This is a genomic window from Mycobacterium sp. 1465703.0 (assembly GCF_001672975.1).
Taxonomy (GTDB): Bacteria; Actinomycetota; Actinomycetes; order Mycobacteriales; family Mycobacteriaceae; genus Mycobacterium.
Genome location: NZ_LZKU01000228.1, coordinates 1 through 9,917, shown reverse-complemented (window position 1 = coordinate 9,917; position 9,917 = coordinate 1). Strand labels below are relative to the sequence as shown.

At 69.5% G+C, this 9,917-nt stretch carries 9 protein-coding genes and 1 pseudogene; 7 read left to right on the top strand and 3 right to left on the bottom strand.

The window, feature by feature from the left end:
- Positions 1 to 102: 102 nt before the first annotated feature.
- Positions 103 to 639 (top strand): annotated as a pseudogene (locus A5625_RS21555) (NUDIX hydrolase); the annotation flags it as partial.
- 71 nt (positions 640 to 710) lie between these two features.
- Here the strand turns inward: A5625_RS21555 and A5625_RS21550 are convergent.
- Genes A5625_RS21550 through rfbD form a run of 3 tightly spaced genes read right to left on the bottom strand, consistent with a single transcriptional unit; the run spans position 711 to position 3,580 of the window.
- Positions 711 to 1,787 carry a sugar phosphate nucleotidyltransferase gene (locus tag A5625_RS21550; protein WP_066998702.1) on the bottom strand — a complete coding sequence of 359 codons (1,077 nt, stop codon included), beginning with the start codon at positions 1,785 to 1,787 and terminating at the stop codon, positions 711 to 713.
- A 1-nt stretch (position 1,788) separates the two neighbouring features.
- A complete protein-coding gene (locus A5625_RS21545) occupies positions 1,789 to 2,706 on the bottom strand; it encodes a glycosyltransferase family 2 protein (protein ID WP_156748444.1) in 918 nt (305 codons plus the stop codon).
- Positions 2,666 to 3,580, bottom strand: coding sequence for a dTDP-4-dehydrorhamnose reductase (gene rfbD / locus A5625_RS21540; protein WP_066998696.1), 915 nt, complete (start codon positions 3,578 to 3,580; stop codon positions 2,666 to 2,668). Before rfbD ends, A5625_RS21545 begins: the two co-directional genes overlap by 41 nt.
- A 98-nt stretch (positions 3,581 to 3,678) precedes the next feature.
- On the opposite strand from rfbD, the gene A5625_RS21535 reads away from it, so the two are divergent.
- The 6 genes from A5625_RS21535 to A5625_RS21510 form a co-directional block, all read left to right on the top strand.
- A complete protein-coding gene (locus tag A5625_RS21535; protein WP_066998694.1) occupies positions 3,679 to 5,154 on the top strand; it encodes an LCP family protein in 1,476 nt (491 codons plus the stop codon).
- Positions 5,142 to 5,858, top strand: a complete 717-nt coding sequence (locus A5625_RS21530) for a TIGR03089 family protein (RefSeq protein WP_197516180.1) — start codon at positions 5,142 to 5,144, stop codon at positions 5,856 to 5,858. Before A5625_RS21535 ends, A5625_RS21530 begins: the two co-directional genes overlap by 13 nt.
- A 131-nt stretch (positions 5,859 to 5,989) precedes the next feature.
- Positions 5,990 to 6,271 carry a DUF1490 family protein gene (locus tag A5625_RS21525; RefSeq protein WP_066998688.1) on the top strand — a complete coding sequence of 94 codons (282 nt, stop codon included), beginning with the start codon at positions 5,990 to 5,992 and terminating at the stop codon, positions 6,269 to 6,271.
- Positions 6,272 to 6,281: 10 nt separating this feature from the next.
- On the top strand, positions 6,282 to 8,513 hold the full coding sequence (gene ctpC, locus A5625_RS21520) for a manganese-exporting P-type ATPase CtpC (RefSeq protein WP_066998684.1): 2,232 nt from the start codon (positions 6,282 to 6,284) through the stop codon (positions 8,511 to 8,513).
- Positions 8,514 to 8,602: 89 nt separating this feature from the next.
- Entirely contained in the window at positions 8,603 to 9,517 is a 915-nt protein-coding gene (locus A5625_RS21515) for a class I SAM-dependent methyltransferase (RefSeq protein WP_066998681.1), read from the top strand.
- A 32-nt stretch (positions 9,518 to 9,549) separates the two neighbouring features.
- On the top strand, positions 9,550 to 9,917 hold a 368-nt coding region (locus A5625_RS21510), incomplete at its 3' end, for a CoA transferase (RefSeq protein WP_197516179.1).

The window sequence follows — 9,917 nt, the reverse complement described above, 5'->3', positions numbered from 1 at the left end:
TCGGGTGCTGATCGATGGCCTGGGACTGCCGGCCGAGGTGGTGGCGGATTGCCGGGCGGCGTGGGTGTCGCTGCGGGATAGGCGCAAACGGCGGGGATCGCGATGAGCGTTCGGGAGTCGACCATCGCGATGCTGTCGGAATGGGACGCCCCCGACGCGGCCCAAGATGCGTTGCGGCACGCCGTGTTGGCCTTCGTGCATGCCCGCAGCGATGCCTGCCGCCGCGAATGCGTACCCGGCCACGTCACCGCGTCGGCACTGGTGCTCGATCACTCCGGCGGCCAGGTGCTGCTGACCCTGCACCCGCGCGTCGGCCGCTGGGTGCAGTTGGGCGGGCACTGCGACGAAGACGACACCGACATTGTCGGTGCGGCGTTGCGCGAGGCCACCGAGGAGTCCGGGATCGACGGGCTGCGGATGAAACCCGAATTGGCCGCGGTGCATGTGCATCCGGTGACCTGCTCGCTGGGCGTGCCGACCCGGCATCTGGATCTGCAGTTCGTCGCGCACGCCCCGGCCGGCGCGCGGATCGCGATCAGCGACGAGTCCGACGACTTGCGCTGGTGGCCCGCCGACGCCCTGCCCGGCGGGACAGATGACGCGCTGGCCTATCTGGTGTCGCGGGCCGCACGGTCAGCGCCCAGTGTGCGGCTAGCTTCACACTGGGCGCTGAGCGTGCGGCTAGCTTCACACTCGGCGAGAACCCGGGCCTACACGTCGGACGAGTAGCGGATACCGCCGTCGGGAATGGACACACCGGGCCACACCCGGGCGCCGCGCAGTAACTCGCAGCGCGCCCCGATGTCGGCGCCGTCGCCGATCACCCCGTCGCGGATCAGTGCCCGCGGGCCGATGCGCGCCCCGAAGCCGATGATCGAGCGCTCGATCACGCTGCCGGCCTCGACCTTGACGCCGTCGAAGATCACCGCGCCGTCCAGCCGCACCCCCGGGCCGATCTCGGCGCCCCGCCCCACCACGGTGCCGCCGATCAGCACCGCGCCCGGTGACACCGCAGCGCCGTCGTGCACCAACTGCTCGCCGCGGTGGCCGTGCAGGGCCGGCGACGGGGCGATGCCGCGCACCAGATCCGCTGAGCCCCGGACGAAGTCCTCGGGTGTGCCCATGTCCCGCCAGTAGCTGGCATCGACGTAGCCGCACACCCTGACGTCGGAATCCGACAGCAGGGCGGGAAACACCTCACGTTCCACCGAGACCTCCCGGCCGCGCGGAATCCGGTCGATGATCCGGCGCGTGAAGACGTAGCAGCCGGCGTTGATCTGGTCGGTCGGCGGGTCCTGGGTCTTCTCCAGGAAGGCGGTGACCCGGCCGTCCTCGGTCGTCACACAACCGAATGCCCGCGGGTCGCCCACCCGGACCAGGTGCAGGGTGAGGTCGGACTGCTGCTCGGAATGGAAGTCGAGCATCTGGCGCAGGTCGGCTCCGGAGAGCACGTCGCCGTTGAACACCATTACGGTGTCGTGGCGCAGATGGCCGGCAACGTTGGCGATGCCGCCGCCGGTGCCCAGCGGCCGTTCCTCGGTGACGTATTCGATCTGCAGGCCCAGCTTGGAGCCGTCACCGAACTCCGCCTCGAAAACCGCTGCCTGATACGACGTGCTGAGGATGACGTGCTCCATCCCCGCGGCGGCCACCCGCGACAGCAGATGGGTGAGGAACGGCAGCCCCGCGGTGGGCAGCATGGGCTTGGGCGCCGACAACGTGAGCGGTCGCAGCCGGGTTCCCTTGCCGCCGACCAGGATCACCACATCGACTTCTGGAGTTCCCACCTCAGTGTCGCCCTTCTGCCCGCCGCCCGGATGCGCGCAGCGCGCTGCGCACCATCAGGCGGGAACGTATCGCCAGCGAGGCGCGCAGCGCCCAACGCAGCGGAGCGCGCAACCACCCGGAATGCCGGTCGGCCAGAAACATGTACGTGCTCTGGTGATGCGCGGCCAGGTGGCTGGCCGGGTCGCTCCCGGTGGAATGCCCCTTGTGGTGCAACACCTCCGCCGACGGCACGTAGACGGACAGCCAGCCGGCCTTGCCCAGCCGGTCACCGAGATCGACGTCTTCCATGTACATGAAGTAGCGCTCGTCGAACCCACCGACCTGGCCGAACGCCGACCGGCGCACCAGCAGGCAGGATCCCGACAGCCAACCCACCGGTCGCTCACTGGGCTCCAGCCGCTCCTGGCGGTACGCCGCCGACCACGGGTTGCTCTTCCAGAACGGTCCGACGACCGCGTGCATGCCGCCGCGGATCAGGCTGGGCAGGTGCCGCGCCGACGGGTACACCGCCCCGTCGGGATCACGCACCAACGGGCCCAGCGCACCGGCACGCGGCCAGCGCGAGGCGGCGTCCAGCAACTCGTCAATGCTGCCCGGGCCCCACTGCACGTCCGGGTTCGCGACGATCACCCAGTCGTCGTCGGGTTCCAGTTGCGCGACGGCACGATTCACCGCCGTCCCGTAACCGAGGTTCGCCCCGGTGTGAAACAGCCGCACGTTCGGATAGCGCTCGACGGCCGCCTGCGGGGTGCCGTCGGTGGAGCCGTTGTCGGCCAGCAGCACGCACACTTCTCGCTCCGTGGCCAGCGACAGCGAGGCCAGGAAGCGTTCCAGGTGTGGGCCCGGTGAGTAGGTCACCGTCACGACCGGCAAGACGTCAGTCACGCGTAGAGGGTAACGGTCGTTCGGCCGTGGCATAGCCATCAGACGCGGCGAGCGCCGCGACAAGCGCAGGGCGCCACGGCCTTAGCGGCCGCATCCCCGCGGCCACCGACTGACCGCTGCCCAGCGCGGTGTAGGCCGGCCGGGGCGCCGGCCGGGGAAACTCGGCGGTGCTGACCGGTCGCACCCGTTGCGGGTCAGCACCGCATTCTTCGAAGACGGCGCGGGCCTGCTCGAAGCGCGAGCACGCTCCCTCGTTGGCGGCGTGCAGGATCGGGCCGGGCACCCGATCGTCGATGATCTGCAGCAGCGCGGCGGCCAGGTCACCGACGTAGGTCGGGGACCCGGTCTGGTCGTCGACCACGTTCACCGGACCATCCCCGGCGGCCAGCCGGCGCATCACGGCGACGAAGTCCTTGCCGGTGCCGCCGGTGTACACCCAGGCGGTGCGGACAACTTTGCCTTGGGCGGGGTCGGGCAGCGCCGCCAGTACGGCCCGCTCCCCTGCCAGCTTGCTGCGGGCGTAGACACTCTGCGGCGCGGTGTGATCGGTGGGCTCGTACGGCCGCGGCGCCGCGCCGCCGAAGTCTCCGTTGAACACGTAGTCGGTGGAGACGTGGACCAACTGTGCGCCGGCTTGCGCGCAAGCCCGGGCGATGTGGCCGGGCCCGGCTTCGTTGACCGCGAACGCACGCGCCTCGTCGCTCTCCGCGCCGTCGACGTCGGTGTAGGCCGCGCAGTTGATCACCACGTCGCCGCGCTGCACGATCCGCTCGGCGGCCGCAGGATCGGTGATGTCCCACTGCGACGACGTCAGCGCCACCGCGTCACGGCCCTGCCGGGCTGTCAACGAGGTCAAATAGCGGCCCAGCTGCCCACCGGCACCGGTGATCACGATCCTGCCCGACATGGTTCGAGTTTGGCATGACCGGAAAAGCCGGGACCAAGCGTGGGGCACGCGGGGGCTGGCTACCCGTGAAGCCCCTGTGTCGCAAGTAATGTAGTGGGATGCCTGTGCAACGTGTGGTTCGTGTGATTGCCACCGCGCTGACGCTCGCGGTCGTCCTAGGCACCGGAATCGCGTGGACCAATGTCCGGTCCTTCGAAGACGGCATCTTTCACATGTCGGCGCCGTCGCTGGGCAAGGGCGGCGACGACGGCGCGATCGACATCCTGCTGGTCGGCCTGGACAGCCGCACCGATGCGCACGGCAACCCGTTGTCGCAAGAGGAGCTGGACACGCTGCGGGCCGGCGACGAGGAAGCCACCAACACCGACACCATCATCCTGATCCGGATCCCCAACAACGGGAAGTCGGCCACTGCGATCTCGATCCCGCGCGACTCCTACGTCGCCGCCCCGGGCCTGGGCAAGACCAAGATCAACGGTGTCTACGGCCAGACCCGGGAGGCCAAGCGCACCGCCCTGGTCAAGGCGGGCGACTCCGCCGCCGACGCCGCGGCGGCGGGCACCCAGGCCGGCCGCGAGGCACTGATCAAGACCGTGGCCGACCTCACCGGTGTCACCGTCGACCACTACGCCGAGATCGGCCTGCTCGGCTTCTCGCTGATCACCGATGCCCTCGGCGGCGTCGACGTGTGCCTCAAGGAACCGGTGTTCGAACCGCTGTCGGGCGCCGACTTCCCGGCCGGCCCGCAACGACTCAGCGGTCCCGAGGCGCTCAGCTTCGTGCGCCAGCGCCACGAACTGCCGCGTGGCGACCTGGACCGGGTGGTGCGCCAGCAGGTGGTGATGGCCTCGCTGGCCCACCGGGTGATCTCCGGCCAGACCCTGTCCAGCCCCAGCACGCTCAAGCGGCTGGAGGCCGCCGTCCAGCGCTCGGTGGTGATCTCCGCCGGGTGGGACGTCATGGATTTCGTGCAGCAGATGCAGAAGCTGGCCGGGGGCAACGTCGCGTTCGCCACCATTCCGGTGCTCGACGGTGCCGGCTGGAGCGACGACGGCATGCAGAGCGTGGTGCGGCTGGACCCACATCAGGTCGCCGATTGGGTCAACGGCCTGCTGCACGACCAGGAACAGGGCAAGACCGAGGAGATCGCCTATACCCCGGCGAAGACCACCGCCAGCGTCGTCAATGACACCGATATCAACGGGCTGGCCGCGGCGGTGTCAGACGTGTTGAGCGCCAAGGGGTTTGCCACGGGTACGGTGGGAAACAACGATGGCGGGCACGTCAAGGCCAGCCAGGTGCGCGCCGCCAAGAGCGACGACCTAGGGGCAAAGGAGGTCTCCAAGGAATTGGGTGGGTTGCCGGTGGTTGCCGACACCTCGCTGGCACCCGGTGCGGTGCGGGTGGTGCTGGCCAACGACTACAGCGGTCCGGGCTCGGGCCTGTCCGGCGACGCCACGATCATGCCCGCCCGGGTGTCCACCGCCGGCGCGGTGGCGGCGGTCGACCCCAAGGTTCCGGCGCCCTCACCGATCCTGACCGCCGGCTCCGACAAGCCGGAGTGCATCAACTGAGCACACTTTCTGGGGCCATCCTCGATCCGATGTTGCGGGCCGACCCGGTCGGCCCGCGCATCACCTACTACGACGACGCCACCGGCGAACGCATCGAATTGTCCGGCGTGACGCTGGCCAACTGGGCCGCCAAAACGGGCAACCTGCTGCGCGACGAGCTGGGAGCCGGGCCGGGCAGTCGGGTGGCGATCCTGTTGCCCGCGCACTGGCAGACGGCGGCGGTGCTGTTCGGGGTGTGGTGGATCGGCGCCGAGGCGGTGCTGACCGGCCCGGGTGACCTGGCGCTGTGCATCGCCGAGCGGCTGGACGAGGCCGACGACGCGGTGTCCGGCGGCGAGGTGGCGGTCCTATCGCTGGACCCGTTCGGCCGCCCCGCTGCCGACCTGCCGATCGGCGTGACGGACTACGCCACCGCGGTGCGGGTGCACGGCGACCAGATCGTTCCCGAACCCCGCCCGGGTCCGGCGCTGAGCGGACGTTCGGTCGATCAGGTGCTGGCAGATTGTCAAAACTCCGCGGCGACAAGGGGTTTGACGTCGAGCGACCGGGTGCTCTCCAGCGCGTCGTGGTCCGACCCCGCCGAGCTGGTGGACGGCCTGCTCGCCATCATGGCAGTCGGCGCCTCGCTGGTACAGGTGGCCAATGCCGACCCGGCCGGGCAGTCGCGCCGGATCGAAACCGAAAAAGTCACCAGGGTGCTGTAAAAGGCTTGCGGGCCTTGCGGAGTCCAAAGCTGCGCCGAGTCAGGCCAAACACATATTGATATCGCTATATTTAGATGTTAACGTCGTGCGAGCATGGGCTGAACGCTTCAGACGATAGGAAGGTTGCTGCAATGGCGGTGTACGGGCTCCTGGCAAAGGCGGCAAGCACGGTAGTCACCGGGTTGGTCGGAGTGACGGCCTACGAGGTGGTGCGCAAGGCCGTGGCCAAAGCACCGCTGCACGATTCCGCGGTCAAGGGCGCCGAACTCGGCCTGCGCGGCACCCGCCGCGCCGAAGAGGCCGCCGAGTCGGCACGGCTCAAGATCGCGGACGTCATGGCCGAGGCCCGCGAGCGCATCGGCGAGGAGGCGCCCACGCCCACCATCGCCGACACGCACGACCACGAACACTGATCCGCTCGCTATGAACCTCGCCCTAGTCCCCGACATTGCAGACGAGGCACGGGCCGAAGACCCTGCGCTGCAAGTCATTTCGGATGCGGCTGGACGCATGCGGGTCGCCGTCGATTGGATGCGTGCGAATTCGCGGCGCGCCGTCGCGGTCGAAGAGGCCGTCGCCAAGTGCGAGGGCGTGCGGGTGGTCCACGCCTACCCGCGCACCGGGTCCGTCGTCGTCTGGTATTCGCCCCGGCGCTGCGATCGTTCCACGGTGCTGGCCGCCATCGGCGAGGCGGCGCACGTCGCCGCGGCACTGATCCCGGCCCGCGCGCCGCATTCCTCGGAAATCCGCAACACCGACGTGCTGCGGATGGTGATCGGCGGCGCGGCGCTGGCCTTGCTCGGGGTGCGCCGCTACGTGTTCGCCCGACCGCCGCTGCTGGGCCCCAGCGGCCGGGTGTTCGCCACCGGGGTCACCGTCTTCACCGGCTACCCATTCCTGCGCGGCGCGCTGCGCTCGTTGCGCTCCGGCCGGGCCGGCACCGACGCGCTTGTGTCGGCGGCCACGGTGGCGAGCCTGGTGCTGCGGGAGAACGTCGTCGCGCTGACCGTGCTGTGGTTGCTCAATATCGGTGAGTACCTTCAGGATCTGACGCTGCGCCGGACCCGCCGCGCCATCTCCGAGCTGCTGCGCGGCAGCCAGGACACCGCCTGGATCCGGTTGACGGACGGCCCCGAATCCGGCACCGAAGTTCAGGTACCGATCGACACCGTGCAGATCGGCGACGAGGTGGTGGTGCACGACCACGTCGCCATCCCGGTCGACGGCGAGGTGGTCGACGGTGAGGCGATCGTCAACCAGTCCGCGATCACCGGGGAGAACCTGCCGGTCAGTGTGGTGGTCGGCGCGCACGTGCACGCCGGTTCGGTGGTGGTGCGCGGACGCCTGGTGGTGCGTGCCAGCGCCGTCGGCAACCAGACCACCATCGGCCGCATCATCACCCGGGTCGAGGAGGCCCAGCACGACCGGGCGCCGATCCAGACCGTCGGCGAAAACTTCTCCCGCCGTTTCGTTCCCACCTCGTTCATCGTCTCGGCCATTACGCTGGCGGTCACCGGCGACGTTCGCCGCGCGATGACGATGCTGTTGATCGCGTGCCCGTGCGCGGTGGGGTTGGCCACCCCGACGGCGATCAGCGCGGCGATCGGCAACGGTGCCCGCCGCGGCATCCTGATCAAGGGTGGCTCGCACCTCGAGCAGGCCGGCCGGGTGGACGCGATCGTGTTCGACAAGACCGGCACGCTGACAGTCGGACGACCGGTCGTCACCAATATCATTGCGCTGCACAAAGATTGGCAGCCCGAGCAGGTGCTGGCGTATGCGGCCAGCTCGGAGATCCACTCCCGGCATCCGCTGGCCGAGGCCGTGATCCGGTCCACCGAGGAACGCCACATCACCATCCCGCCGCACGAGGAGTGTGAGGTCCTGGTGGGCCTGGGCATGCGGACCTGGGCCGACGGCCGGACCCTGCTGCTGGGCAGCCCCGGACTGCTGCGCGCCGAAAAAGTACGGGTGTCCAAGAAGGCCTCGGAGTGGGTGGACAAGCTGCGCGGCCAGGCCGAGACCCCACTGCTGCTCGCGGTCGACGGCAAGCTGGTCGGATTGATCAGCCTGCGCGACGAGGTGCGCCCCGAGGCCGCTGACGTGCTGAAGAAGCTGCGCGCCAACGGCATTCGCCGGATCGTGATGCTCACTGGAGATCACCCCGACATCGCCGAGGTGGTTGCGGGCGAGTTGGGGATCGACGAGTGGCGCGCCGAGGTGATGCCGGAGGACAAGCTCGCGGCGGTGCGCGAACTGCAGGACGCGGGCTACGTCGTCGGGATGGTCGGCGACGGCATCAACGACGCCCCGGCGCTGGCGGCCGCCGATATCGGGATCGCCATGGGGCTGGCCGGAACCGACGTCGCCGTCGAGACCGCCGACGTGGCGCTGGCCAACGACGACCTGCATCGCCTGCTCGACGTGCGGGATCTGGGCGCGCGTGCGGTGGACGTCATCCAGGAGAACTACGGCATGTCCATCGCCGTCAACGCCGCCGGGCTGATCATCGGCGCGGGCGGGGCGCTGTCCCCGGTGCTGGCCGCGATCCTGCACAACGCGTCGTCGGTGGCGGTGGTGGCCAACAGTTCTCGGCTGATCCGCTACCGGCTGGACGCGCAGCGCCGCGCCGTGAACGGCGACGCCGTCGACTAGCGGCACTCCCCCCGACCGCCGGGTCGCTAGTTGGGTCCCGGCCCTGGTAGTTATTGTTGCTAACCAGTAGATCGGAAGGGGTTTCCTCGATGGCGCGCACCGACAACGACAGCTGGGACCTGGCGACCAGCGTGGGAGCGACGGCCACCATGGTGGCCGCCGGACGAGCCCGGGCCACCCTGGACGGGCTGATCGACGATCGGTTCGCCGAACCGCTGGTGCGCGCGGTCGGGGTCGATTTCATGACGCGGTGGGCCGCCGGTGAGCTCGACTCCGCCGATGTCGACGAGCCCGACGCCCCGTGGGGCATGCAGCGGATGACCGACATGATGACCGCCCGCACCCGCTACATCGACGCGTTCTTCTCCGAGGCGGGAGCGGCGGGCATCGACCAGGTGGTGATCCTGGCCTCCGGCCTGGACGCGCGCGCCTACCGGCTGCCGTGGGCGCCGGGCACCACGGTGTTCGAGATCGACCAGCCGCAGGTGCTCGAATTCAAGGCCAGCACCATCGCCCACCTCGGCGCCGAGCCCACTGCCGAGGTGCGCGCCGTTCCGATCGACCTGCGCCACGACTGGCCGTCGGCGCTGCGGCAGGCCGGCTTCGACACCGGGCGGCCCGCCGCCTGGGCCGCCGAGGGACTGATCGGCTTCCTGCCGCCCGAAGCTCAAGATCGGTTGCTGGACAACATCACCGCGCTGTCCGCCGACGGAAGTCAGTTGGTGGCCGAGGTTTTCGCGAATACGGGTGTCAGCGGGGACGCGCTCAACGCGGCGAGCGAGAAGTGGCGGCGCAATGGCCTGGACATCGCCCTGGGCGAACTGGGTTTCCCCGGCGAGCGCAACGATGTGGCGACCTATCTGCAACAGCGGGGCTGGCAGCCGGTTCGCACCCCGCTGAACCAGATGCTGGCCAACAACGGTCTGCCGCTGCAGTCCACCGACCCCGACGCACCGTTCGCCCAAAATTACTACTGCACCGCGGTGTTGCACAGCGCAGGTTAACGGACAAGGCAGGTTAAAGGAAGGCAACTACGATGCCAAACGGCAAGCCCGCCAAGCCACTTGACGGATTCCGGGTACTCGACTTCACCCAGAACATCGCGGGGCCGATGGCCGGGCAGGTGCTGGCCGACCTGGGCGCCGAGGTGATCAAGATCGAGGCGCCGGTCGGGGAGGCGGCCCGGCACATCACCGCGGTCCTGCCGGGACGCCCGCCGCTGGCCACCCTGTTCCTTCCGCACAACCGCGGCAAGAAGTCGGTGATGGCCGACCTGCGCAGCGAGGACGCCAAGCAACAGATACTGCAACTCGTCGATACCGCAGACGTTGTGCTGGAAGGATTTCGGCCCGGCGTCATGGAGCGCATGGGCCTGGGCCCCGACGAGCTGCAATCGCGCAATCC